Genomic DNA, 26729 nt, shown 5'->3' on the forward strand with positions numbered 1-26729 from the left:
AAATGAAGACAAAAGCGCAAATCACGCTAGAATTCCTTATATACATGGCTGTTGGCATTTCTGCTCTTGCGACGGCCATCTATGCCACGGCAGGGATTAGATCGGGCTACACCAATGGAATATCCAAGTACGAGCTTGAGTCTTTCTTCAGCCATATAAGCGCAATGCAGCAATACGGCAGCTCGTCGTTTGCTGCATACGTGCCAAAATCGGTGTGCTCGTGCTCCGGATCCGAAACCGTAGCTTGTGGAAATTACAGCGTGTACTATGGTGCAGGAATAAAACTTAGCCCATCAATATGCGAATACTCCGGCTCTGTGGAAAACATAAGCGAATCGTACTCTGGGACGGATTTATACCTGATAAGTGGTTCGCCATGATGGGCCAAATAACCCCCATGTTTATAATATCGCTTGCGCTGGCAGTCTCGGTTCTCACAATTTTAATCGGCATATCGGCATATGCATCATTGGTCTTTTCAGGCATAAATTCCGAGATTTCGGCATCATCTTTTGCAATGAGGAACACTATAATCCAGGCGGCACAGGTCCCGAATTACTACGGCATATGGGTCGAATGGCAATGAAAGCATTGTTTGTGGGTTTGGAGCAGATTGTCGCGATCTCAATATTGTTAACCTCGGTTTTGCTGGTAACCGGGCTTTTAGCCAATCATTACCGTTCATCTGCTCTTAATTCAAAGTCGGCAATGGAAAAGCTTTCTGCATACTATGAAATGCAGCAAATGGCATACGCCATGGCAACAGGCAATGTATATCCTGTTTTGCAAGTGGGCAACTCGATTAAAATTACGCGCTTATCCGACTATGGCCCGGAAAACCAGACTTGCAGCTTAAATTACACTGTGAATGAAGGATACGTTTGCGGCATAGCCGCGTATTCGGGAAAGATCTACTTAATTAGGGTGTATCAAAATGCATGAATTGCGCAGTATAAAGCTGCAGAGCTCAATAGAGTTCATAATCATAATGGCAGCAGTTGCAAGCATGGGGGTAGTCGGTGTATCCTACTATTCCCGCGTACATTCCGTAATGATGGGTGTATTGAATGCAAAAAATCCAAACTCCACGGGCCTTAATGGATCGATGGCTGCAATCAACGATACAATAAGCGCATATCTTCTTGCTCCTGTGCTGCAGGTTGGAAACGCTTCAATGGCAACTCTGCTGGTGTCTACGTCCCTGCCCTCGGCAATCTCTGCGAATATAAGCAGCGCGACAATAAGCCTGAGCCGAAAGAATTTCAGCAGCAACAGCTATGAAAGGCAGGCAGCATTCGTCTTCTATGCTGTTCCAATGTCAACAGGAGCAGGCATAGTGTCGCTTGAAATAACAGCCATCAATGGAAGCAGCAAATCCGAATACCGTGCTAACGTCACGCTTTACGCGTACCAAAACAAACAAAGCCAATCGCAGGGCAATCAGTCCAACAATGAGATACGCTACGTATATCTGCATCCGGAAAACGAATCTGTCACATACACGACCGCAAAGCAGTCAAAGCTCTATTACATAACGGAGGGTTCCCACTGCAGCGAGCTCAACTTTTTCGGGCAGCAGATGCCGATACAATCGCAATGCCCAGGGGCATCATGGTATTTCTGGGCCTTCTCCGCAAACTGTTATTATGGAAGCGCACAGGTGCCTACAAAGACCTACTGCGTATACAAAACTTATTCAGGGTACAATGCCAGTGCGCTTTCTTCAGTCCCGAAATACAATTACAAAATCAATTTTGGGATAGGGTACAATAACCTAAATCTGAGCTCTAAACTAACCCAAAGCTCTCAATTTTCCAACATAACCCTAAACACGAAGGTCTTCGGAACTGCTTCTCCAGGCAATTCAATCTACGCTCAATCGATACAGCCCGATTCCATATACATTTTCAGTTCTAGGGGCAAAGCGTATGTGGGGAGCGATGCGAACTATTCTGCTTACGAATATGCTTACTCTGGCGTAAAGGATGACCTGGCGTACTACAACAATTCCGACAACGGCGCCACCGGAACTATAGAAAGGGAGATATACTCTTACAACAACTCCCTTTCAAAGCTGATAGGAACGCTTGCGCCTGCCAATTCCAGTTCTTGCAAAGCTTCGATAAGCACAGCCGGCATAGCATATTCCTGCAAGCCTGATTCCCCAATGCAATTCTACAACATTTCGGCAGACCTATACAACTATACTGGAAAGCAGTCGGAATACAGCTACATGGGCTCTGAAATAAGGGTGAGTTGATGAAGGCACAGCTCGCAATTCTGGAATCTGTGATTTGCATGGTGCTGCTTTTCTCAGCAGCATATTCAGTATTCATTCCAGCATCTGAGGAGCCATCCCAATTTCCCAGCCAGCTCGGCCCGGCGTTATTCAGCCTGGTTTCCGTATACGAGAACAATCAATCAATACATACCTGCATGAATTCAGGAATCTATTCTTCTTTATGTGATGCTACGATAAATGACACCATGCGGGTTTACGGCCTACGCGGCTTAAGCATAAGCGTAGGCGAGCATTATACTGCAATTGGTCAAGTATCCAATTGCAACTACGTAAAAAACTACTGCATAGCAGTAGAAGACAATGGGACGGACTACATGTGCGTCAAAATGTGTGGTTGAATGTCGCTTTTTGGCCTGGGTGTGCTTGCCACCTCTGTGATAATAGCCATGCTTGTGTCACATGCTGTTGCGATAATGCATTCGCAGGACTCAGCGTTAAACAACACGGAAGCATACGAAAACATTGCCTATATAGAAGCGTTCGCATATTCAAGCAGTATCATAGCAGAAACACATGCCAATTCTTCTGTATTGTATATGGATCTTGCCGGAAGTGCTTCAATTGACGGAATAAAGGTAACGCGAGAATCCAGCGGCCTTCTTGTCCAGACCTATTCCTCTCCATGTGCAGTTTCATTTATAAGGGCAGAAAAATAGAAAGGTTCAATTTCATAATTTCTGGTCATTAATTATTTTTCTTATTTCGATTGCATAATCCTCTGGCATTATGTTGCTACCGTAATAACCTAGCATCTGCATGGGCCCTATATCGGATATCCTCGGCGTTACCTCGATGTGAAAATGAAAATCCTTCTCGTATTTTAGGCTGTAACCCAGTATGTTATACGGATGGGTTCCGAAATATGCGTTGTTGGCAACTACTATTTTATTGCACACTGACAAAATGTGAGCCAATTCCTGGTCGCTCAATTCGCTGAGTGCGCTTACGTGCCTTTTTGGCATGACTACCGTTTCGCCGGTATACAGCTGTGCGAAGGGTGCAAAAGCAGCCACGTCTTCGTCTTCGAAAATCATCCTTTCCTTTTCCTTTTCAATTGCATGTTCAAGAAGGCAGGAACGCTTCTTGCTCTTGAATTCTTTTACCCTTTCGAGCCTCATTTCCATTATGCCTTTTATTCGGGCAAATCCGATAGTCTGCCAGTGCGAATGGGATAAAGTGCCGCTGCTTTTTCTGCCAAAGTTCTTGTTGAGGTAGACAAAAGTTATATCTTTGTCAAGTAAAATCCTCCTTTCCGTCTCTGCCATGGCGCTGGCAAGGTCTTCAATTTCGCCCTTGGAAAATTGCTCGAACCTCTTGGCGTGTTCTCGCGTATCTATTATGACAAAGCTGTACCCGAAGTTTGACGATCTCTCAAATATTCCATCAGCATCATGGATATTAGCTGCCCTGTGCTCCAAAATGGGGTACTTGTTGTATATCACCCTTACCCTCCAGGGATTACCTATCTCAAAAAACGTTTTGTTGAGCTCATATTTTTCTGGCTCGAACGGGCAGTACTCCCTGCCTTTGTCTTCTACACTCTCTTTGGTAATGTAGTCTATGGGTCTGTCCTTTCTCGACAAAGCAAAAATAGATGAGCACCCTGTCCTATAATCGGTTCTTATCTCTCCATATCCAAATGGGTTTTTAGGAATAGTTTCTTCAATATCGGGATTTTTACTCTTTTTTTCCGCATCCATGTACATCAATAATATAGATAAGGAATCCTTAAATATCCTTGCGGAATGGCTGTATATAGCCTCGAGAGGGATTTGAACCCTCGGCCTTCTGCTTACCATGCAGACGCTCTACCATGCTGAGCTACCGAGGCACGCTTGATGCACTATTTTTTAACTATAAACGTATAAAATCCCTATGTTTCAAATGAACCCAACAATAGAAAGGATAAAGGCACTGCGTGCAAACAGGAAGCTAGGCCAGAACTTCATGGTAAATGAGGCCATAGCAGATTCTGAGGCAGAATATGCCTCCGGTCGTTCCGTAGTCGAGCTAGGCCCAGGCCTAGGTATGCTGACCGGCAGGCTCTGCGCCAAGGCAAAGAGTGTGTTAGCTGTCGAGCGCGATGAAAGGCTTTACAACATACTTTCCGAAGAGCTCAGGTTCGACAACCTGATGCTGATAAACGGCGACTTCTTCAAGCAGCCCGATTCCGTATTCAAAGGATGCGACATAATGGTGTCAAACATACCGTATAACCTGTCGAGCAAGACGATATCGTGGCTTTCGAAACACAGGATGGAAGCACTGCTTTGCGTCCAGGAAGAGTTCGCCGAGCATATGCTTGCAAAGCCGGATACTAAGAAATACTCAAAGCTGAGCGTGGCCACATCGCTTATGTTCAACGCTTATCAAATGATGAGGGTGCCGCGCAATAATTTCTATCCGGTTCCAAATGTTGATTCGATGCTCGTATATCTTAAGCCTAAAGCTGAAGAGACAAAACCGGAAACGATGCGCATAGTATCACTAATAATGGAGCACAAGAAAAAAAGCCTCAAGAATGCTATAATAGATTCGCAGAAGCAGCTTGGCATAACAAAGGAGGAAGCCGCAGCCATTGCGGGTGATTTAAGTTTAAGTTCTGACAAGGTGTTCAAGCTTACGCCGGAGCAGATAGCAAAAACGGCAAAGGAATTGTCATCTTTAATAAAAGGTCCGTAATGCTGTGATAGTTTTAAATAATTTAAAAAGATAAGCAATATAAAGTGTATATGATGGGAAAAGCTTTATTAAAAGCCAAGCCGGTTGCTTTTTATGCTTTGGCGGTTATGATTTTGCTATCACTGTTAGCATCTTTTTCTATTGGGCAATCCTTATCATATCAAGCTGCTCCAAATTCCAGCATATTAAAACCTCCAATAATGACGCCAACATTCACTTGTCCTAGCGGTACAAGTGCCCAGAGCAATGTAGTATACTCGAGCAATACGGTGCTTGGATCAGATGTTTGCGCATTTAACATACTGGTAAAAAAGAATGTTGTACTTCAAACTAACGGATATGCGATATATGCGCTCAGCACTTTCATAAATAACGGCACTGTAGAAAACAGGAATGGTGGCAGCGGCGGGTCATCCTATTCGGATTTGAGCGGCAACGGCAACGGTGGCAATGGCCCTGATACCAGCAGCTTAACTGGCTCATTGGCTGGTGGCAACGGAGGCGCTCCAAACTACCAATCATTTAGTGTAGGATTCACTGTTGCATGGGGTTCAGGCGGAGGCGGCGGTGGTGGCGCAAACGCTACTGGTGGGTACAATTCGTCACATAGCGGCAACTCACAAGGCGGCAACTATGGCGGAGGCGGAGGCGGCGGAGGCGCTTGGGCAGGCGGCGGAAATAATGGTGCCAACGGCGGAGGTTACATAGAAATTTATGCGGACAGATTCATAAACAACAATCTCATAACTGTCTCTGGGCATAATGCGAGTGGCTCTGCTGCTTGGGCAGGCGGTGGCGGTGGCGGAGGTTTCGTTTATATAGAAATAACTACGAGCATACCAAAATATGCGGTTTTGGGAAACATAGATGCCAACGGCGGCAACGCTGCCGGGGTATCCCATAGCTCCTACTGCGGTGGCGGAGGCGGAGGCGGCGGAGGAGTCATAGAAATAACTACAAATTATGGCATACTTCCTACACAAACATATCAAGGATTTTCTTCAAGCTATCCTGGCCTAACGTCAAATGGTGGATCAAATAGCGCAGAGGGCAGTACTCCTTGTGCAAATGGCAACCCTGGCAGCGACGGTGAAATAGCCATAACGAATTTGCCTCCTGTTCCACCTCCGAGCGGTTGCACGGGCCCAGGCAAAACTTATACTGAAACCAGTGGCTACTGCGTTTTCATTAATTCCACTTATATAACAACACCATATCCAGATGCGTTGGGTGGCTCGTTAGAACCTTCTAAGGGATACACATCGGCCCAGCCTACAACGGCAAACCAGCTCAACTATGAGGAGCAGAACGCCCAATGGCTGCTTACATGCCCAATAGCTCCGAATCCTCTTTATACTGCCGACTATTTCAATACTTCAACGCCACAATTCATATCTGGAAACAGGTGCCTGGCAAGCACGAATCCCCTAAGCACCACAATAACAATTAATACGACTGTTTCATGGTCTCGCAATACGATAGCCAATTCCACAACAAAGTTCACAATAACGAACCCAGGTGTGCTTACAGTAGCGAATCTCGGATATTCGGGTTCTGCACAAATGATGAACTCGTCATATGCAATATCCAACATATATAACACGGAGTCTTATATATTCAAGCAGCCAAGCACGACAAGTGAATCTGGGGTGTGGACCTGGACGCTCGAGTTTGTGAATTTCAGCAAGCTTACAGGCAGCCAGATTTCGAGCCTTTCCCAGAAAAAGAGGGAATTCCCAAAGCCCGACAGCCGCTTCCCGTATCTAGAATATTATAACAGCACTAACGACTGTCTGTACAACTACACTTATTCCGAGTCGGTGGACTTCAAGGGCATACAAAACCAAAAGATACCGATACCTGTAAATCTCCCTTATGAATTGCCCCAGAGGATAATATTTCAGAATGGCTCAGTTGCTGAAACTTCCAGCACTGCACATGCAGGAACCGGGTGCGCCCAATGGCTGTTTTGGGATGGCGGCGTATACGGCGGCACAGGTTGCAGCTTTAATAGTCTAAACGAAGTATCAAATTCCGCAACATTCTATTATGCGAATACAATACAACCCGGAGGCTCTGGCTGCATTGCTGGCAGTTGTCAGGGTCATACATCTTACGTGTACACTGCAAACGACTTTGTAAAAGGGGTAAACAAATATGCAAACGATTATCTCGTTGCTACGGCAAGCTATAAAGGATTTGGAGGTCCTTTTAACGGTTGCTATAATCCATTAGGATGCCTATACGACTACAGAGCTTATGCGATACCTTCCTCGCAGCTACATTTCTCCGAGGTGGCTGCAATACCTTACCTGCTTTACAACTTGTCAACACCTGCTACTGTCAGCGACGTTAACGGCAGGACAAGATATCTGAACGAGTCGTATGACTTATACAGCCCACATAACTATCTAAACCCTAACGACCTTGAGCCATATGGGTTGCATACTGGCTCTTCATTCTTCGCCACCCTAATCAACAGCTCCGGCTCTTATTTTGTGGAGTATCCATATTCATCTGTATCTATGACTTCCAACGCAGCTTTCGACGACCCGAATCCGGATTTCATAACTGCGCTTAACACAAGCCAGCAGCAGGCCCAGACTAGCAGCTCCAACCCTCTTTCGGCGCTGTTAAGCAAGCCAGTAGGGTTGTTCAAGTCCGGGGCTGTGCTTTCCCCATCATACGCAATCGCGACCCCTAACGACTTCATATACATAATAAATCACACTGTGTCGTCGGGCTTGTTCAATACGAACACGAAGAGTTACCTCTATACTGTAAGAATGATACCTTTTGGCTATTACAACCTTACAAACATACAGCCCAACTTCGCTGTCAATTCGCTTGCAACCGATTCGCCGTATAGCACCAATTCGCTGTGGGTTACGGCATGGGAATCATATTGGAAAGACGCCCTTGCGGAGCAGGGCCAAAACTATTACATAACAAATCTTACCAGCATATCTAGCAGCAATACTTATGCCTGCTGGTCATGGACACTCAGCTGCGTAAACGGCAAGAATGCAGTGCTAAAGGCATTTATCCCTACGTCGGTAACATCGGACTATGCTGATGACATATTCCTAGCCGGTCTGGACGGCAAAAATAGCAATCTTGAGCTTGCAGCGTACTTTACCAACTATTCTAGTTCTAATCCAAGCGCAAGCCAGGTCACTCACGTCATAAGCCCGTCAAGCGATGCAGGCTTCAAACTGGCCCAAGAAATAGCTACGACCTCTGGAGGCCAGTTCTTATACCTGTCTAATTCGAGCTACCCGAACATACCTATGTTCTCGTCAAATACCTTGACATACGAGCGCAACATTAGCCTTTCGTATTCCAACTTAACATATAATCTGAACATCTCTTCATATCTGGCGCACGGAGGACCGTTCGGAAGCAACACCGTGGCAGCGGCTTATTCGGGCACTGCCAATACTCTTGACGTTTCATCAAATCATCATCCTCTGGCCATATTCGACTACGGTGACCTTCTCTACGTAATTGACGACTGGTCATTTACTGTAAATGGCTTGCCATCGAGCATAATGACGATGCGCGTATTTTTCCCTAACGGCACCGCCATACCTATCGACGGGCAAAATTATGACGACATGATAGCCAACGCCTCATATCCCGGGGTGGATCTTTCAGGAGTAAACATATCAACTACCGTTTCAGACCCCCCATATGGGTGGCCGCTCTCGGCAAACATATCTGTGGGAAACGGCAATTATGTTTCATACTGCGCTGCGGGATGCGAATACGGCCCCTCAAGCAGCATAAACTACAACGGATATCCTCCAATAGGGCCTTTCATTACCACTGGCGGTTTTCCATCTCCCAACCAGAACGACCTTGGCTTCTATATGAACTACAACGGCACGGCCTACATGATAGCGCACGTGCTGGTGCCTGCGACTTCAGGTTCCTGCTACACAACTAGGACAGGCAGGTACTGTTCTCAACCCACATACAAAGGAATGTACACAGAATTCCTTAGGTTTGTGCCGCAGGTGGTTAACTACACCAAGATATCGCTTTCATCCTACGCGAATTATGGATGCCTGATAAATACGTCAACCAGTGGCGTATGCGCCCAAAACAACTACATATCGCAGATATATCCTCCATTCGCCGCCGCACCTAGCCCTATTAAGTCGGTCCTTGGCGAAGGCTCGGCAACTGATTACTACGATGCACAGGCGCTTTCGGAATCTCTCTTTCCGAATGGCCTCAGCGGCTACGGAAGCAGTTATGCCTCAGGGCAGGAAAGCGGAATCAACAGCCAAAGCTCGAATACTGCCCTCAACTCTGGCCTTACAAATAATGGGATAAGTTCAATACTTCCAGGATCTACTGTAGCGAGCTTCATAAAGCTTACCTCTTCTGTAGGAGGTTACGCCCTTATACCTTACAATGCTTCATATACTGTGACAAAATCTTGGCAGCTTATAAGCACCGATCCATCTGGCTGCACGAACGTGCTTCCATCAAACACGACCCTTACGTATAACAGCTATTCGGTGCTGCAGGTCAATGCGACTCCATCTTCCTCGAATGCTCTCGTAGAGGGAGGTCCAACTTACTTTAAGGACATACTCTCAAATTTGTTCTACAATGCCAACATATCCGATAACAATTCCATAATATCCCCGAGCTCGGCATACAATATATTTACCAACAGGCTTTTCGGCTCGGTGATGCTCAACCAGAGCATAAACTCATCCGGAGCTTCGGTACAGAAGATGATAAACTATTCCAGGATGTACAACTACAGCCTTTACAACGTATTACAATCGGCTGGCGGAACGGATTACCCTGGGTACGCTTATTCAAAAGTGGAGCTTGCCAATATAAGCACAACGCCCCCCTCCAACACGCCCGTTTATGGGGTTGCCAATTCGCTCATAACCAATCCAGTTCCATTTAACGGGAACAACATATTCACATACGTTAACAATTCGGAGACCAGCTTTGCCAACCTGTTCCAGCAGTTCACGTATTTCAAGTACTACGACCTGATGTCAATATCGTTCCCGAACGACGGACAGATACTAGGTTACAACAGGCTGATCTACGTACTTCAGGACTCCTTCAACAACACAATATACGCACCCATGGATCTGGACATAGCAAATACTACTGTGATAAACGTGAACGTCAATCCGATAGTGAGTGCAATCAACGCCAACCAGACACTACTTAACATAAGCGGCTCTGCAGGTTACGTATCTGGAATATACTCAAAAAGCTTCGTGCCTCTGCCAGAGGGATCAAAAATATATCTTTATTACGATACGCCGCTCAATTACTTCAATTCCTCGGAAAGCCCCTACGTGTCAAGCCAGCTTGCGAACTACTACACGTATGCAGAGAAATGTGCATTTGGGGCGAATCCTGGGGCGAAATGCAATTTCGCAGATCCGCTAAATGAATACATACAGGGAAGCACAGGCGCTCTGGAAGCAAATGCTATATCATATAACCCTCAATATAACAGCTCCGGCGTATGTGCTGCGCCTCCAAGGCATAGCCTGCTAAATATAACCGTTCCGACGGATTGCAGCATATACAACAATACTGCGGTTGTACTTCCGAATACCGTTGTTGGCAACATACCGGAAGCAGCGTATACGCGCTATTGCGAGCCAGAGTATAACAATGGCACCGGCGTGCTGACTTCGCAGCTTGGCCTTGCAGCCATAGTAAGCACCAATAGCAATGGCGGATTTTCAACAAACACTATAACCGCCTGTGGCACCGGAACCGGCCAGATAATTGCAAAGTACTACGGAGGCCCTGGCCCAGAGCCGCAGAAATACTCACAGCCGTCAATAGCCAATTCCATATTGTCGCTAAGCCCTACGCAGACTGCCCTATCTACATACGAATACAATTATTCATTCGCACCAAACCAGACATCTGCGTCATTTAACCTAGGCAGCTATTACCTCAGCATGGGAGACATAAGCATTGCGCTTACGCTTGTAGCAATAGCTGGAATAATTGCCTACCAAATATCATCAAAGCGCAGGCAGTTTTCAGGTATTGCGCACGCCAGCAAACGCTCCAGATAAATATTTATATTAAGCAATGCGTATAATTATTGAGAGAAATGCTCTGGTTAATACCCGTGCTGCTAAGCTTTGACATAATAGAGGCAATAGTGCCTGTGATAATAATACTGGTTCTAATCGCCGCCGCAGCTGGCCTTACTAGGGGCACGGACATATTCGCGCTCTTCGGCCTGGGTACCATAATGGGTTTCGCAAACGCAGGATCAGGGCGCGTAGGCAAGGGCTTTAAGGGCACCAGGTATGGTGCAGATTCAATAAAAAGAGGCAGAGCCGCAGGCAAGGCGAAAAAGGGCTTAATCAAGAAAGCCAAAAAAGCCAAAGCCAACTATGCTCAAGCGAAGGCCAAGGCTCCTGCAGCGCGAAACAGGTTAAGGATGCAAGCCAAGAACAGGGTTAATAAACGTCTTGCAAAGCTCCAAAAGAAGGGCTTGGGAAATTCACCAGGAGCAAAAAAGCTTCAGGGACGGCTAGCCAAAATAAATGCCTCTATAAACGCCGATACTAAGGCTCGTAAAGTCGCGGATAAAATACTGGGAAATCCTGGTTCCAAGATGGCAGTATCAGGTCTTGCAGGGGGAATGGCGCTTTCAGCCGCAAGCATAAGCAAGCTCAATGGCAAAAAGATATCGGGTCGTGCTTCCAAGCTCAACTTCCAGTTAAATAATCAAATAAAAAAAGAAAGTGACCTTAAACAGCAGCACATGATACACGGAATCTACAAGCAAAGAGTAACCGATTTCGATAAAATTTCGAAGGCTACGAGATATGCTTCGATAAGCAAGAATGGAGTAAGAATAGGGCACGTGCCGAGATTCAATAATTACGTCAAAACTATAAATACTAAGACAGGCACCCCTGTAAATGTCTTGAAAATACCAAAATCAGCATTCTTCCAGAAGGGTGCAACTACTGCAATTGGCATGTCGTTACTGCAAAGACACTGGACCAAGCAGATAGAAACTGGGAAGCCGAATGCTGCAAGGGCAGAAAGGAGACTCGGAAAGCTTAACGACATAGTTGCAAAGATGCACTATGGCGAATCTTCAGCAACTTCAGCCTTCGAATCGGCCAAGCACGGGCAGCTGAGATCGAATACTGCAAAAGGCCTTAATAATCTAGTTTCTTTTGGCCTGCCGATGCCTGGTGGAAGGCTCGTAGGTGCAGCAGCAGGGAGACGTTACCACGAAGAAAGACTTCAAAAATTCCCTAACGAGGACTATTGGACTTACAGGGATAGGTCGAGCGATTATGATAAGATAAGGAGGGAAATGAACGTGTCAAAAGACCACACAATTCTGCATCCAATAGCCGGAAGGCACGGTTCAGCAAGCATAGAAGAAAAACGCAAAAAGGTGTGGCTTGATGCGTACAACGAAGCTTTGAAAGGCATTAAAAAGTAACCGGCTCAAAGCTCTTAAATATATCAAAAGCAGGCAGCATGCAATCCCTAAGAGCCATCGCTTTTGGCTTTCTGCAATGCGCACTTATGAATATGCGGATATTATGCTTTCCGACATTCTGTCTCCTGCAGCCACTTCTGGCATTATGCATTTGTAAACTCCGCTTCTGCTAAGTTTCGGTATGTTTTCCTCTTTCGCCACTCTGGTTATTATTTTTATTTTGCTGTCTACCGCTTTTGCCGAAATCGCTATCATGCTGTTCTTTATGTCGTCATCGCTGCACGCTACCATATACGCTGCGTTGCCTATTCCTGCTTTGATCAGCGTTTCCTTTATTGTGGGGTTGCCCATTATCGCAAATACGCCGATTTCGTCGGCCCTTTCGAGCTCTTCCTGGCTTTGGACTACAAATACGTGCTTAATGCCTTTCTCCTTGAGCTTGGCGGATACGAGCTCCCCGAGCCTGTTCATGCTGGTTATTATCACATGGCCCCTGAATCCCCGTATCTTCCTTTCCTGGAACCTTTCCCTGATTCCGAGGCCCTTGATAAATTCGAAGAACAAAGCTGCGAGCCACACTGCCAAAAGTGTGAACACTATGACGTCAATTACGCTTGCCGCTACAAGGAACGGGTTTTCCGCAACGGTCAAAGGCAGCTTATAGTACTCAATATCAAGCGCCAGCAGCGCGTTCCACACTATTGCAACCGCTATTCCGAGGCCTGATGCTACCGTAAGCCCAACGGCCACGATAAACAGGATTATTGAGGAATAAGCTATTATCGTCAGCCTTTCATCTATCATTCAAGCACCATTCCTTGCCTTTCTGTTTATTATATCTCCGATGTCAAGCCCGGCAAGCACTTCAGGAACCACGCACAGACCTGCTCCAGCCCTGTGCATTTTCGTTACGCTGGTCTCCTCTCTTGCCCTTGATATTATGTTTATTCCCGGATTAAGGTAATGTGCAGTGACTATTCCGAGAAGATTCTCAAAATCGCTTTCCGTGGAGAATATTATTGATTTTGCCGACTGCACGGAGCATTTTTTGAGGACATTGTCATCAGTAAAATTGCCCCTTACTGCTATGTATCCAAGCCCCCTGAGTATTTCCACCTTGGCCGGATCCTTGTCCACTACTACGAACTTCCTCTTCTTGCTTTTAAGCGTCAGGCATATGCTTTCCGCAAGATCGTTGTAGCCGCACACTATGACTCCGTTATTCATTTTGCGCACGCCTATGTTGCTAAGCTTCTCGAAAAGGTTTATCACGCTTATGAGCTCGACTATTCCGGCGAGTATAAAGCCTATGGCCACTATTTTTACTATTCCGTCAAGCATAAGCAGCGGGAACGTATCGTAAAATTCGGTGTCTAAGCTCAGCAGATGGTAGTTGAAAGCGGGCGAGAGGGTCACGCCGTTTATGTCGAATAGCGCAGCTATTGTGAAATAAGCCGCATCATAAAAATTGCCAACGTAATAATGAACCAGGAATATGGTACCGGATGCCGAGGCTACCACTATTATCAGGAGCATTGCTATATAGCTCAAAGGCATGTCAACCTTGGAATTTCCTGCGCTCATCGTGCTTCATCGCTTATTTAGTTATCTCGGCGATTATCTCTTCGCTTGCGCTGTTTTGCGGCATTACTATGTAGTCTGCACCCGCTTCTATCATCTTTTCCCTTACGAGCTTGTCGTTGGCCCTGGTTGCTATGAATATGTTTTTGTTGAGATCCCTCGCCGTCAATACTGCGAACAGGTTCTTCGCGTCGTTGTCCATCGCTATGGCTATCGCCCTGGCAGAAGCTATCCCGGCGTTTTTCAGAACGTGCGACGAGGTGGCATCTCCCTCTATTACGTCGTATCCCTTCTCCATGCTCTTGGCAGCTACGTTGTGGTCATACTCAACTATCACGAACTTTATCCCGTGCTCGTGCAGAGTCTCTACTATCCTCTGCCCTACGACCCCATAGCCGCATACTATCGTATGGCCCGAAAGCGATTCCAAAACAACACCAGCACTATTAAGATGCCAATTCAAATTTAAATAGTGATGTGGTGCGCTCACTCTCGCTTCATGCCGTCTATTCTGCGGACGTAATCCGCCAGCGCTTTCATGATTCGCGTGTGCGCTCCCTTTACCCGCATCCTCGTATCGCCTATGTCGGCGTAAACGCCACCACTTTCGTCTACATGGAAATGTATGACGCTTCGCCCCCTGAAATAGAAATGTGCCGTTCTCTTTTCTCTGACGCCACTAATGCTTCTTATCTTGCCCAGCAAAGGAGCAATATCGGCAAGGTCACCTGCTTTTGCGTGTCTCATCTGCATGCCGCGATAAATATAATTAGCTCCAGCCAGATTCGAACTGGCGTTTACGGCTCCAGAGGCCGCCGTCCTTTTATGGTGGCAGAGCGCCATGACCACTAGACGATGGAGCTAATCGCATATTATTTTGTCGCATGTATTTTAATACCTTGCCGATAAATTAAGCCTATGCAGTTCAGGCCAAACATAACAAGAACGGAAGAGATAAAGCAGATCGCCATGGCCGACGCTGCCCTTACTGTAGCCTTTTCGATAGCCTTGGCTGGGGGCATATTCGGCAACCTTGGCAATGCGGTAGTGCTTCTGCCAATAGCTTTCGTTGCGGTTACGCTGAGCTTCGTGCTCCACGAGCTGATGCACAAGTACGTTGCTCAGCACTACGGAGCCATAGCCGCTTTCCAGACGTCCCCTATGGGGCTCATCATAACTCTGGGTACGAGCATATTCGGCTTTCTCTTCGGAATTCCGGGAGCCACCGTGATATACACTAATTCGTTCACCGTAAAGCAGAATGGCGTTACATCGCTTGCGGGTCCGCTAACAAACTTTGCAGTATTCGCAGTATTCTTTGTAATATTCATTTTTGCGCCAGCCAATACATACTTTAGCACTATGGCTTCCATTGTAATGTTCATAAGCATACTTCTTGCATTCTTCAACATGCTTCCGATAATGCCGCTTGACGGAAGCAAGGTGCTCAGGTGGAACAGGAAGGTATATTTCTCTTCTTTGGGGGTGATAATGGTGCTGATGGGCATTGCCTATTACTCCCTTTTCCATAGTGTGGCCGGAATGGTAACAGAAGTAATATTCATGCTATTCATAGCCGTGTTCTTCTCCATGTTCTACAGGAACGTGCTTTGAAATACGTTTGGCTGCCTATAAATCGTTAAATACGCGAAAAAAGAAAAACTTAAAACCACCACTTATAAAGGTATTTAAGTCTAAGTAACGAATAATAATCGGTGCTGTTGCAAATGGAACAAAAATCCAACACAGAAGCCAGGACGACCATAGATACGATGCTTGAGTTAATACGCTCAAAAGGCCGCATAGACCTGAACAGCATAGCATCGTCATTGGGCATAGCCCCTAGCGTTGTCGAGGGCTGGGCCAAGGTGCTGGAGTCCGGCAACCTTATCAAGATAAGCTACGAAGTCGGAAAGATGTTCCTGACTCCCATGGAGCTGAGCAAGGATGAGATGCAGGCCCTGGAGAGCAAGACACAGCAGCAGAAGTTCATAATGTCAGAGGAGATTGATGCCGATCTGATAAGCACCGAGAAGCTCGAGCAGTCGCTCAGGGAGATAGAATCAAACATATCCGGCTTCGAGCAGAGGCTTCAGAAAGAATCTCCAGAAGCGCGAAAAAAGATAGAAGAGCTTTCCAAGATGTACGCCCAGATGAGGTCGTACCAGTCAAACATAGACGCGATAAAGAAGGGTATAAGCTCTGACTATGACAACATGGAAAAAAGGTTCAACGATTTGCTTGCCAAGCTCGGAAAGGTATCAGAGCAGGAGCAGAAGGCAAAGGGCGGCATACCAGGTACTATACAGGAAAACATAAACAACGCAAGGGCGGCGCTGCAGGAGCTGGAAACGGTAAAAAAGAATGTAGCCCAGAGCATAGAGAACACGAGAAAGGACTTGGAGAACCAGCTGAAGCAGGAAAGTGCAAGGCTCGATTCGATAATAAAGCAGTCCCATTCGGAGCTTGAGAACGCGTACAAGGAGCTTGAGAAGGAGGCCGGCTCGTACAAGGGCGACATAAAGGAGATAAAGGAACTCCAGCTCACTGAGGAGCAGCTCTCAAAGAAGCTAAACCAGCAGCATTCCGAATTCAATTCCAATTATTCAAAGCTCGAGCAGTCGCTAAAGCAGGCCACTGCAAACTTCTCGCCCAAGTATGAAGAAGCTATGAACGAGCTCAACAAGGTCATGGAGGGATCAGGATCCATGGGGGAAATCATAAAAAACATGAGCGACCTTAAGATGGAAATAGAGGACTTGGGTCCGAAGCTCAACAACTACAGGACCGAGCTGCAGAAGCTAAAGGACCAAGTGGATGCGCTTAATGCAGCCAAAAATCTGAGCGTCAAGGAAAAGGAGCAGAAGATGTCCGATCTAAAAGCCAAGGGCGATGCTATAAAGGGCGAGATAAAGACCAAGAAATCAAAGATATCAGATTCGCTCAACAACATAAACAAGCTCACCCAGAAGATGAAACCTGACAAAAAGAGCGACGATAATGCGCAGTCGGAGAAAGCTTGAGTGGTGCTGAATGGTAAAAGACACGCCAAAAAAACAGGATGGTGAAGAAACGGACAAGGCACAAGATGCTGCGAAAGAAGTTCCTGAGGAGAAAATACTAGAGGCTTCGGAAAATACGCAGCAGGGAGCGGAAAGCGCCCCTTCAGACAAGGTCAAATCGGAGAAAATTCTAGAACAATACAATCTTAATGCGCACGGGATGGCCATAGGGGTTGTCATAAAAACAAATCCCAACGAGTTTGTTCCTACTTACAACGTTACTTACGAGGGCGTCAGCGACGCGACAAAGCTGCTCCTAATGTCGTTCAGGCGCGAACTCATATCGATGGTGCCTCTGGACCCTACGAAGGTAGAAATACAGGCATATGTAGACGACCTCAATAAGAGATATGTACAGGCCAGCAAGATACTGATCGACAGATACCTGCCCAACACTGACGAGGACACGAAGAACATACTCACTGCCTACATACTCAACATGATGCTGGGCCTCGGGGACCTGGAAGTGCCGCTATCGGACGAGAACCTTGAAGAAATAGCTGTCAACGGCTCCAAGAGCTTCATATGGGTTTTCCACAAGAGGATAGGCTGGTGCAAAACCAACATAAAGCCCACGAGCGAGGATGCGATCTACGACCAGGCAGAGCAGATAGGCAGGCGCGTAGGGAGGGAGCTCAACAACCTTTCCCCGCTCATGGATGCAGAGCTTGTCGACGGCTCCAGGGTCAACGCTACCCTGTATCCGATATCGCAGATAGGCAACACAATAACGATAAGGAAATTTGCCAAGAACCCCTGGACAATGCCGGCTCTGGTAAAATCAGGTAGCCTGCCCCCTGAACTGGCAGGCCTGCTGTGGCTATGCATACAGAACGAAATAAGCGTGCTTATATCCGGAGGAACGGCAAGCGGAAAGACCTCTTTCCTTAACGCCTCAAGCGTATTCTTCCCGCCTACAAGGAGGATAATATCTGTTGAAGAAACAAGGGAGCTCGCGCTTCCGGATTCGCTGCAGTGGGTTGCAATGGTATCAAGGCAGCCGAACCCTGAAGGCAAGGGAGAAGTGACGCTTTATGATCTAATGATAAACGCGCTCAGGCAGAGGCCTGACATAATGCTAGTTGGAGAAATCAGGACCGGAAAGGACGCCGAGACGCTATTCGAGGCCATACACACTGGCCACTCGGTATATGCTACGGTCCACGCAGACAACGCACAGGACACGGTGGTAAGAATGACCAACCCTCCAATAGCTACGCCCAAAATCCAGATGAATGCTCTCGGAGCCATAGTGAGCCTCTTCAGGCACAGGAGCAAGGGCATAAGGCGTACGCTGGAATTCGCAGAGATGCTTAGGACTGGAGATGCCAACGTGCTATACAGGTGGAACATGAGGAACGACACGTTCGCGCAGATAAGCGACCTCACGAACATGGCAGACGTGCTTTCGCTATACGGCGGATATACAAAGTCGGAAATAGCGGAAGAGGTCAAGATAAGGGCCAAGATAATAAATTGGATGATAAAATACAACGTGATAGACATAAACAATGCTGGCTTCCTTATAGCCAACTACTACATGGACAAGGACAGGGTCATAAACATGGTGGATAAGGACATTCCTTATTCAAAGGAGTTGTTTTGATGGATGAGAACGGCATAAGCACAAAAAGTGAATACGAACAGGTAGTTGTCTACATAAAGGGCATAGAGGCATCTACACAGAAGCCGCAGCAGTCTTCAATAAACGTATCAAAGTTGTTTGAAACGAATGAAAATTCCAATTCCCATACTTATCTAGACCTGCTAAGCAGGATAGATTCCATAGAGAGCAACCGCGGTGGCCAGCGCATAAGGTCACAGAAGACCATGCCTAAGGAATCGCAGCTGATAGCTTCTGGGGTCGAGCAGTCCAGCAGGGCGTCCGCAGTCCCAACCGCAGCGCAACAGAGCTTCGAAGTCCCGGAGTCCAGGCCACAGCCAAAGATAAAGGTCAAGTTCAACGAGAAGGATCTGGTCCTGCCCAAGCTTTCCATAGCCGACCAAATATCCGAGCTTGAGCGCATAATCGAAGGGCTGAAGGAGCAGGTTTTTGATGAAAACCACAAGGAGGTCGTGCTGCAGGAAATATACGGCCTGTCTGCCTATATAGAAAGGTCGTCCAAGGACTTAAGGAAGAGGAAGATAACGCTTAACCAGACTGAACAGTCGTTATGGGCGTTGAGGCAGCAGCGCCTTGACGAGGCCATGGGCCTGATAAACGCCGGTGCCTAAACATGTTCGGAAAGAAAAAGCCAAAAGTTGTCAACGTAAACGGCAAGGACATAGCGCTTCAGCCTAAGCCCGGGATAGGGTCAAAGCTTTTCCAGCAGCCGGATCGCAGCAAGTCGCAGCCAATAATGCCATCCCAGCAAATCCCCCAATACGGATCTGGTATAAATCCAATATCGCAGTCAAAAGCCCAGCCCCAGAAAAAGCCAGGGAGATGGCATCTTTTCGTAGAAGGCATAGGCGCGAAGCACAAGGGGCTTGAGCAGACGCTCAAGGATCAGGGCATAAAGGGCACGCTCTACTCGTTCGTGGAAAGGATGATAATAGCGGCAATGGCCATAGGCATCGTCCTTGGCATAACGTTCTTCGTCCTTTTCCTGCATCTCGGCCTGCTTTTCCCCGTCGCTGCCGTGCTTGCGCTTCTGCTAGGCTTTGTCGTCTTCTATATGGGCATGAATATGTTCCTCAACTTTCCAAAGCACAAGACAAAGAAAAATGCAAAGGGGGTGGAGAAGGACATACTGTTTGCCGCGAGGGACATGATAATAGCGCTCAGGTCCGGAATGCCGTTGTTCAACACTCTGGTTTCCATAAGCTCGGGATACGGCGATGCGAGCAGGGAGTTTCAAAAGGTTGTCGAGCGCGTCCAGCTTGGCATGCCTCTAGAAGAGGCCATAGACCAGACCATAGCAGAGAGCAAGAGCGACTCTTTCAAGAGGATAATGCTGCAGGCTTCTGTTAGCATAAAATCAGGTGGCGACGTTGTGTCTGCAATACAGAGCGTCATAGACCAGCTTTCCGAAGAGAGGGTCATAGAGCTCAGGAGGTACGGCCAAAGGCTGAACGCCATAGCAATGTTCTACATGCTTTTCGGAGTAATACTGCCAAGCATGGGTATAGCGGTAGTAACGATACTCACTACTTTCATAGCTTTGTTCACGGTAACACCGCAGCTTCTGGAAGCAGGCTTGATAGCGATAGGTTTCCTGCAGATTGTGTTCCTGCAGATGATAAGGGGCTCGAGGCCTTCATTCTCGACGTGATTAAATGGCAAAAAACATATTCAGCAGGATAAACTTCGAGAGGCTAGTTTCCAGGAGCGTAGCAAGGTTCATATCAAAAACGCTGGACCTAGCGGGCTCAAAGATGGATGTCAACACTTTCCTTAGCATAGTCATAGTCGGAGGTTTCACCATACTTATAATACTCGCTTTTGCGCTCTACCTGATAATGCACCTTAACCTGCTGCTGGCCCTCGGCGGCGGCATAGTGGCCGCGCTTCTCTTCGCGGTTGTAATGTACATGATGCTCAACTATAAAATAGACCAGAGGAAGACGTTCGTCGAATCGATACTTCCGGACTATTTCGCGCTGGCTGCGGCCAACCTCAAAAGCGGCATAGCATTGGACAGGTCCATGCTGCTCGCTGCAAGGCCTGAATTCAAGTACTTCACATCTGACGTTCAGGCAATGAACAGGAACGTATTCGGAGGAGAAACGTTCGAGAACGCTCTTCGCGATCTAGCTGGCAAATACAAATCGAACAATTTCCAGCATTCGGTAAGGATGATGATAGAGGCCCAGAAATACGGAGGCGCAATGGCCGACCTCATGGAGCAGCTCTCAAAGGACATGAGGAGCCAGCAAATGCTGCAGAAAGAGGTTTCAGGTCAGCTCCTCATGTACAGCCTGTTCATAGCTTTCGCCGGCCTGATAGCAGCTCCAGTGCTTTACGGCCTTACCAGCCAGATGATTGTAATAACGGACACAGTCTGGAAAGGCATACTCGCTTCAAATCCGGGAGGGCTACCTACAACCGGAGTGTCTTTCCTTAAGCCAAGCCCGCCAAAGATAAGCCCTACTACTTACCATAACTTCTCGCTAGTTGCGATAAGCGTCATAACTGGTTTCGCAGCGCTCATAATGTCTACCATATCTTCCGGCAGCACTACAAAAGGGATGAGGCTCGTACCACTTTTCATAATAGTGGGCCTTGGCATATATTTCGTAGTCGGAGGCGTAATAGCATCGCTGTTCAGCAGCTTCGGCAGTCTGTGATGTCGCGAAGCAATGCAGGGTATTGAAAGCACAATTGGCTTCATTGCCTTTTGGCGCTTGCTCAAATCCTTCAAACAGCAGATAAAATCTGCACTAGCTTTGCTACTTCGCATTCATTCTACGGTTTGCAACTGTAAGCTTTGGGCTGTGGATTTCGCAATTGCAACTGCTATCTATCCAGGCACGTATTCCACTCCGCAGTTGCCATTTACTACCTGCGAATTGGTGCACGCGACCGAAGGCGAATCGTAAAGATAAGCATAATTTGTGTAGTTGGCCACGTTCTCCGTCTCGTTTAGCATGTTAAGGTTTCCCGAGCTCAACGGCCAATAATCTGCAGGGCCAATGCCCTCTACACTGTTGTTGAGGTAAAGCTGCTCAGCCATGCTTGGAGACATGGCTGATTTGTAAAGCTGCACGTCTGCGATTGTTCCGGAAAATGCGTTGTCAACCCCAGCCGGCTTGGAGCCTGTAGTATAAGTTGTCCAGTAATCAGCACCGCTGGAAGGAGCATATGTTCCAGTACTGCTATTAACCTTGGTTCCGTTAACGTAAAAAACCTCACTTGCACTAGTGGAATTATAGGTTATTATGAGGTTGTACCATCCAGATCCCCGAAGCGTGTAATTCAACGGTATGTTACTGTTAACTCCATTTACCCATCCATGTACTTTCAACCCGTTCTCGCTCAGCAAGGGAGCACTTCCTCCTGTGCCTCTAACTGCTATTATTGGCCCGTTTGTGCTCGGAGTTGCGTAAACCCATGCTTCTGCAGTTAAGCTGTTGTCAGTGCCAAAATAGCTGCCTATTGGCGCATATTCATATCCGTTTCCATTGAAGCTTGTTGCAGCCGGCACTAGCCCATCCTGCATTCCAAGGCTTGTGCTAGCATTCATATATCCAAGGCCAGCGTCCTCAAGCGGCAAACCAGAAAGGTAGAGCCTTTGCGCAGTGGCGTTGCATGAGCTCATGCTGTCGCATCCAAGCACTCCCTCAAGCGGGCTTGTGGAAGCGGGAAGCTCTTGAGGGTCGAAAATGGCTCCTGTTATAGTTCCATTTCCCGAAGGACCAAGATAGTTATTCGCGTTGCCGTCTAGCTGCCACCACCCAATGGCGCTATTTTCATTCTGGCTTGGTCCTGCAGTAGATCCGTTTAAATATATCCATTTTGCCTGCGAATAATTTAAGGTACTGGCGTAAAGCTGCACGTTCGATATTGTGGCATTCGCAATCTCATCTCCTCCTGGCGGATTGTCACCAATACCGAGTGCCAGGTTTTGCGAATTGTCTATCACCGTCGAAAGAGTTGTAGTTATCACGCAGTTATTCTCCTTGTTGCCGTTTATGTATACTGTTATGTTGGTATAGTTGTGCACTGTGACAACTGCGTTGTACTTGACATCGGGCTTTATCAATCCTGCAGGCGTATCGCAAAACTGCCAGTTCTGCGGCCAGTATTCTCCCCAACCAAACTGCGATGATGAACCACCCGCCCAAGCGCCTCCGAAGTCGTAAGCCTGTCCGCCACCTACTCCTCCGTTTGTTGTCGCATTGTACAAGTCTATTATTGGGCTCCAACTGTTGTCAGTCGGGTCTATTGCGCTTTTCAACTCAAACCACATGCTTACTGAATAATTAAAGCCAAGCTTGCTGAACGGCACCTTGGCCGCATATATTCCTCCAGTTGCATTTATTGTTGCTGCGCTGGATACGTAATTCTGTTGCAGCTGGCCTGTAGGTTCAAGCGTATAACCATTTACTCCAGAGTATATGACGTTGGTCGGCACTCCGTTGTATCCGTTCCCGCTGTAGTCGTTTGCATTGCTCGAAAGCGGATACCATGCGACGAGTCCGGATTCATTAACTGACATTGCGTTTATTCCCTGTAAATAAATGCCATGCAATTGCAAGCTAGAAAGCGTTGAATTATAAACTTGTACATTGGCTATCGAACCGTTCAGCTGGCTTATGCCTTGTGCTGATTGGCCTATTGCCAAGTCTTGGATAGAATACGGCCCGCCAACTATGCTTACTTTATATGCTGGCATATTATTATCGTAGAATGTTGCAATACCGTTTGAAACACTTACAGCGACAAAATTCCATGTTGAATTGGTAATTCCGTATCCGTGGTAAAAATTGCTGCCGAATCCTATTTCTTCGTTTCCGCTTCCAGGGGCTGCAGCGTTACTACCGCCATTGTTGAGCCACATCTCGAAATTATTTGTTCCTTGAGAGTTTAAAATCGTATACCCGTTTCCGCTTTCCATCTTCGACAAACTTTTAGGATTCACCCAAAAAGCTACAGTAAAATTGTATGTGCTTGCTATCGGTATGCTTGTTGTAATTTCGCTATTGCCGTTAAAATTTGCCGCATTCCTGTCGATGCTTCTGAACGAGAATATGCCTTCTGGGGATTTGGCATATGGCTTGCCCTCTGTCCTCTGCAGGTATGAAGCAGTATATGGAGAAGCGTAATAGAAGCCCCCAACAGCGCTGCTCTGTATCGCTGATGTGTTCAGCAGGTCCAAGCCTGCCCCATTTATCAGGAAATTGGGCTCGTCCTGGAGATAACTCATTATCGTGTCGTTTTTGTAAACCAAGTATGGCTTTAAAGGCGTAGACGAATTGGATATATTGGTTATAAGTCCTGCCATTCCGCAAACGTTTTGGCCAATGTCCGCAGCGTTTGGCGTTGCAAGTATATAATTGCCGTTTGTATATTCGCTGGGCACATTCGAGCACGAAGGTTCTCCTGCCATGTATATTATCTTTCCATACGCAAACATGTACGGGCTTTCGGACCCAGATTCTGCAGTAAGGTTTCCTATTATGGTTGCTTTTGGGAGCACTTCCTTCTGGAACGTGCCGTTGAGGCCCTGCTCGGCGCCTATCAAAGAGGGCTTTGAATTCAAGCTGACAGTCGTATTGGCGTTTATCGGATAATCAAGGCTTATGCCGCTGCTCGTGTTGAGCGCTGCAAGTCCCGTCACATAAACGCCTATCCTGAAAGGTGCAGCCTGCTTTACCCTTAACGTAACATTAGAAAGGTTTGCCGTAAACCCGTCGGTCAACGCTTCGGCTTCAAATTCGCTTACTGCTTTTTTGAAGCTGTTATTGTAATAAGCGGTGCTGTTGAAAATAGTGCCGTTGTACAAAAGGCCATAAAGGACATCGCTTGAATTGGTTATAAAGTTGCCCATCCTTGTTGCAGGATCGCTTTCGAAAGCTATCATTATGCCTATAGATTTGGACATGCTTGAGTATAAGAATGCGTTCATTCCCGAATCTAAGTTCTGGGCAAAGTTCCCGGAAGCAAGGCTCTGTGCGACGCTGGAAGAAAGGTTGTCGTAGTTTATGTTCAGTACCACATAGGTTATAACCTCTCCGAGCATTAGTATGAATATGACTAGAGTGAGCAGCGTAAGCAATATGCCTCTCTTGCTTTTTGGCTTTCTCGGTATTTTTTTCTTCAGCGCCATATCACCACACTCAGGTTATCTGTCTGCAATTCATTTCCTCTCCTAAGCGAAATCGGTATAGAAGACTTGCTTACGGAGTAAGCATTCACAAGGCTAGGCGGTGTGAATGGTATCGATACATAAGAAATATCATATGGTATCGCAGCGTCGCCGTTCCCGCTGTAGTCGTTGGTATTCCCATCAAGCGGCCACCATCCGACAAGATTGGAGTTTCCAAGTGCCATGCCGCTTATGCCCTGCAAATACAAATCGTAATACTCATTCGGGGCCAAGGTCTTATTATAAATTTCAAGGTTTGTTATAGATCCGTTAAAAGTGCCTGTAATGCTGCCTGGATTTCCGGTAGCTCCTATTATTGTGTTTCCGCTCTCTGCTATTACATTGCCAGTGGCATAAACGTTTTTCAAAACCCCTCCGTCATAGCTTATGTTGGCTATGGAAGCATTTCTTGTGAATCCTATCTGCGACCATGCTCTCGCCTGCACTACCTCTGTGCTGCAATTCCATGTGCTTCCCAAGCTAGTCCCCTGAAGCTGTATACAAATGCTTCCAGATCCATTTATTCCAAGTGCATAGCTTCCCTGTTTGTCAACTACTATGCATGTTGGTGTGGTTGCACCGCACGTACCTAATCCTTCGGGGTATATCCATGTAGATACTGTCATGTTCGGATTTCCTACGTCTAGAAGGCTGTTGTTGTATACCAAGCCGTAGCTTCCAGCTGTTGTATTGAAGAACGAAACGCTTTCGGAGCCGGAATAATTGCCATTTATATATATGCCTGCCCTTGGCTGTCCCAATACAGAATCGTTCAGGAGAAACTCTGCATACATGCTGTCGTTGTTGAGGTACAGCTCTCCCAATGTTTCCGCTATGCTTTCGTTTATGCTGGCGTTGTAATCTCCTATTGGGAGGTAATCCGTAACCACATAGTTCACGTTGTGCGGTATGCCATCATTTCCATTGCCGCTGTAATCGTTGGAATTCTTGTCGAGCGGCCACCAACCTATAAGTTTCGAATTTCCTATGGGCACGCTGTTTATCGCACTCTTGTAAAGTTGGTATATCTTGCTCGGTGTCAGGGAAGAATTGTAGAGCTGCACGTTGGCTATGTAGCCTGTGAAATTGTATTCACCAAGATTACTGCTCCCTACTCCTCCCCCTGTCCCTAGCGCAGTACCAATTAGCAGATCTTTCAATACTGCAGTACTGGAGCTTGAAACATAATATGGCGTTTCTATTCCGTTTATAAAAATTGCAATAGCAGAAGAATTTCCGCGTATTGACACATAGGTCCATTTGCCTACCGGTACCGAGCCACTTCCAGATACTGGGCAATTCGTATACCATCCGTTTACGTATATTCCCGTACCGTTGTATCCGACTTCGACCGAATGCGTTGTGTTACCCAAATAAACTACGACGCTTGCGTTATTCCCATCCCCTGTCCCGCATCCGCTCACTGGCCTGCCCTCTTTTGTAGGTTTTATCCAAAAAGACAAGGTAAAACTGTTTTCTCTGACAGGATTAGTCGGTGCCGATATATAGCTTCCGTTGGCCAAGAAGCCCGAATAGCCAAACGGCTCGCTGCTGCTTGGGAGCTTGTAAGCCTGCAATGGCGGAAGAGCTACTCCGCTCTGCAATATTCCGGAAAGCTGTGTAGAGAGGATGTTGTGCATTACACTGAGCGCTTCTATCGTCGGCGCTGCTGCAGGGGTTATCGGGCTTGTGAAATGCACATACAAGAGCAGTGAAACCGCAGCGCTAGCTACTATGAGGGAGAATACTGCGTCTAATGTGAATATGAACGCCTTGTAATTTTTGCTCTTTTCTTTCCTTTGCATGGT

The 26729-nt window shown here is 46.9% G+C and carries 22 protein-coding genes and 2 tRNA genes; 15 read left to right on the forward strand and 9 right to left on the reverse strand.

The genetic code is table 11. The features are described 5' to 3' along the window. Positions 1-2: 2 nt before the first annotated feature. From Micr_RS02150 to Micr_RS02175, 6 genes are read left to right on the forward strand one after another with little or no spacing between them, the layout of a single operon-like run. Positions 3-380 (forward strand): hypothetical protein, encoded by a 378-nt coding sequence (locus tag Micr_RS02150; RefSeq protein WP_203135012.1) that lies wholly within the window; start codon positions 3-5, stop codon positions 378-380. Then, on the forward strand, positions 377-586 hold the full coding sequence (locus Micr_RS02155) for a hypothetical protein (RefSeq protein WP_203135013.1): 210 nt from the start codon (positions 377-379) through the stop codon (positions 584-586). The genes Micr_RS02150 and Micr_RS02155 overlap by 4 nt, the downstream gene beginning before the upstream one ends. Further along, on the forward strand, positions 577-942 hold the full coding sequence (locus Micr_RS02160) for a hypothetical protein (RefSeq protein WP_203135014.1): 366 nt from the start codon (positions 577-579) through the stop codon (positions 940-942). The genes Micr_RS02155 and Micr_RS02160 overlap by 10 nt, the downstream gene beginning before the upstream one ends. Further along, positions 935-2260, forward strand: a complete 1326-nt coding sequence (locus Micr_RS02165) for a hypothetical protein (protein WP_203135015.1) — start codon at positions 935-937, stop codon at positions 2258-2260. The genes Micr_RS02160 and Micr_RS02165 overlap by 8 nt, the downstream gene beginning before the upstream one ends. After that, positions 2260-2640, forward strand: a complete 381-nt coding sequence (locus Micr_RS02170; RefSeq protein ID WP_203135016.1) for a hypothetical protein — start codon at positions 2260-2262, stop codon at positions 2638-2640. Before Micr_RS02165 ends, Micr_RS02170 begins: the two co-directional genes overlap by 1 nt. Next, the gene (locus tag Micr_RS02175; protein ID WP_203135017.1) at positions 2641-2958 is read left to right on the forward strand and encodes a hypothetical protein; all 318 of its coding nucleotides are present in this window, start codon (positions 2641-2643) and stop codon (positions 2956-2958) included. A 12-nt stretch (positions 2959-2970) separates the two neighbouring features. On the opposite strand, the gene Micr_RS02180 is transcribed toward Micr_RS02175, so the two are convergent. Continuing rightward, the gene (locus tag Micr_RS02180) at positions 2971-4002 is read right to left on the reverse strand and encodes a galactose-1-phosphate uridylyltransferase (protein ID WP_203135018.1); all 1032 of its coding nucleotides are present in this window, start codon (positions 4000-4002) and stop codon (positions 2971-2973) included. Positions 4003-4059: 57 nt separating this feature from the next. Further along, a tRNA-Thr gene (locus tag Micr_RS02185) sits at positions 4060-4133 on the reverse strand. A gap of 53 nt (positions 4134-4186) precedes the next feature. Here Micr_RS02185 and rsmA point away from each other — a divergent pair. The 3 genes from rsmA to Micr_RS02200 all read left to right on the forward strand — a co-directional run bounded on the left by rsmA (position 4187) and on the right by Micr_RS02200 (position 12467). Further along, positions 4187-4984 carry a 16S rRNA (adenine(1518)-N(6)/adenine(1519)-N(6))-dimethyltransferase RsmA gene (rsmA, locus tag Micr_RS02190; protein WP_203135019.1) on the forward strand — a complete coding sequence of 266 codons (798 nt, stop codon included), beginning with the start codon at positions 4187-4189 and terminating at the stop codon, positions 4982-4984. Positions 4985-5184: 200 nt separating this feature from the next. After that, positions 5185-11067 (forward strand): hypothetical protein, encoded by a 5883-nt coding sequence (locus tag Micr_RS02195; RefSeq protein WP_203135020.1) that lies wholly within the window; start codon positions 5185-5187, stop codon positions 11065-11067. Between the two features lie 29 nt (positions 11068-11096). After that, complete coding sequence (locus tag Micr_RS02200) at positions 11097-12467, forward strand: hypothetical protein (protein ID WP_226803575.1); 1371 nt, start codon at positions 11097-11099, stop codon at positions 12465-12467. An 84-nt stretch (positions 12468-12551) separates the two neighbouring features. On the opposite strand, the gene Micr_RS02205 is transcribed toward Micr_RS02200, so the two are convergent. From Micr_RS02205 to Micr_RS02225, 5 genes are all read right to left on the reverse strand, one after another. Next, positions 12552-13271, reverse strand: a complete 720-nt coding sequence (locus tag Micr_RS02205; protein ID WP_203135022.1) for a potassium channel family protein — start codon at positions 13269-13271, stop codon at positions 12552-12554. Continuing rightward, positions 13272-14051, reverse strand: coding sequence for a potassium channel family protein (locus tag Micr_RS02210; RefSeq protein WP_203135023.1), 780 nt, complete (start codon positions 14049-14051; stop codon positions 13272-13274). A 13-nt stretch (positions 14052-14064) separates the two neighbouring features. Next, a complete protein-coding gene (locus Micr_RS02215; RefSeq protein WP_203135024.1) occupies positions 14065-14478 on the reverse strand; it encodes an NAD-binding protein in 414 nt (137 codons plus the stop codon). Positions 14479-14534: 56 nt separating this feature from the next. Further along, the gene (locus tag Micr_RS02220) at positions 14535-14795 is read right to left on the reverse strand and encodes a hypothetical protein (protein WP_203135025.1); all 261 of its coding nucleotides are present in this window, start codon (positions 14793-14795) and stop codon (positions 14535-14537) included. 23 nt (positions 14796-14818) lie between these two features. Then, positions 14819-14911 (reverse strand) — tRNA-Gln (locus Micr_RS02225). Positions 14912-14966: 55 nt separating this feature from the next. Here Micr_RS02225 and Micr_RS02230 point away from each other — a divergent pair. From Micr_RS02230 to Micr_RS02255, 6 genes are all read left to right on the forward strand, one after another. Beyond that, entirely contained in the window at positions 14967-15662 is a 696-nt protein-coding gene (locus Micr_RS02230) for a site-2 protease family protein (RefSeq protein ID WP_203135026.1), read from the forward strand. 113 nt (positions 15663-15775) lie between these two features. After that, on the forward strand, positions 15776-17071 hold the full coding sequence (locus Micr_RS02235) for a hypothetical protein (RefSeq protein WP_203135027.1): 1296 nt from the start codon (positions 15776-15778) through the stop codon (positions 17069-17071). Positions 17072-17081: 10 nt separating this feature from the next. Continuing rightward, on the forward strand, positions 17082-18716 hold the full coding sequence (locus Micr_RS02240; RefSeq protein ID WP_203135028.1) for a type II/IV secretion system ATPase subunit: 1635 nt from the start codon (positions 17082-17084) through the stop codon (positions 18714-18716). Then, on the forward strand, positions 18716-19345 hold the full coding sequence (locus Micr_RS02245; RefSeq protein ID WP_203135029.1) for a hypothetical protein: 630 nt from the start codon (positions 18716-18718) through the stop codon (positions 19343-19345). The genes Micr_RS02240 and Micr_RS02245 overlap by 1 nt, the downstream gene beginning before the upstream one ends. 2 nt (positions 19346-19347) lie before the next feature. Beyond that, positions 19348-20385 carry a type II secretion system F family protein gene (locus tag Micr_RS02250; protein ID WP_203135030.1) on the forward strand — a complete coding sequence of 346 codons (1038 nt, stop codon included), beginning with the start codon at positions 19348-19350 and terminating at the stop codon, positions 20383-20385. A 4-nt stretch (positions 20386-20389) separates the two neighbouring features. Continuing rightward, the gene (locus tag Micr_RS02255; RefSeq protein ID WP_203135031.1) at positions 20390-21400 is read left to right on the forward strand and encodes a type II secretion system F family protein; all 1011 of its coding nucleotides are present in this window, start codon (positions 20390-20392) and stop codon (positions 21398-21400) included. A 173-nt stretch (positions 21401-21573) separates the two neighbouring features. Here the strand turns inward: Micr_RS02255 and Micr_RS02260 are convergent, their stop codons facing one another. Further along, complete coding sequence (locus Micr_RS02260; RefSeq protein ID WP_203135032.1) at positions 21574-24882, reverse strand: LamG domain-containing protein; 3309 nt, start codon at positions 24880-24882, stop codon at positions 21574-21576. Continuing rightward, complete coding sequence (locus Micr_RS02265) at positions 24873-26726, reverse strand: LamG domain-containing protein (protein ID WP_203135033.1); 1854 nt, start codon at positions 26724-26726, stop codon at positions 24873-24875. The genes Micr_RS02260 and Micr_RS02265 overlap by 10 nt, the downstream gene beginning before the upstream one ends. Between the last annotated feature and the right edge of the window lie 3 nt (positions 26727-26729).

The sequence above is a fragment of the Candidatus Micrarchaeum sp. genome (genome assembly GCF_016806735.1).
In the GTDB taxonomy this organism is placed as follows: domain Archaea; phylum Micrarchaeota; class Micrarchaeia; order Micrarchaeales; family Micrarchaeaceae; genus Micrarchaeum_A; species Micrarchaeum_A acidiphilum_A.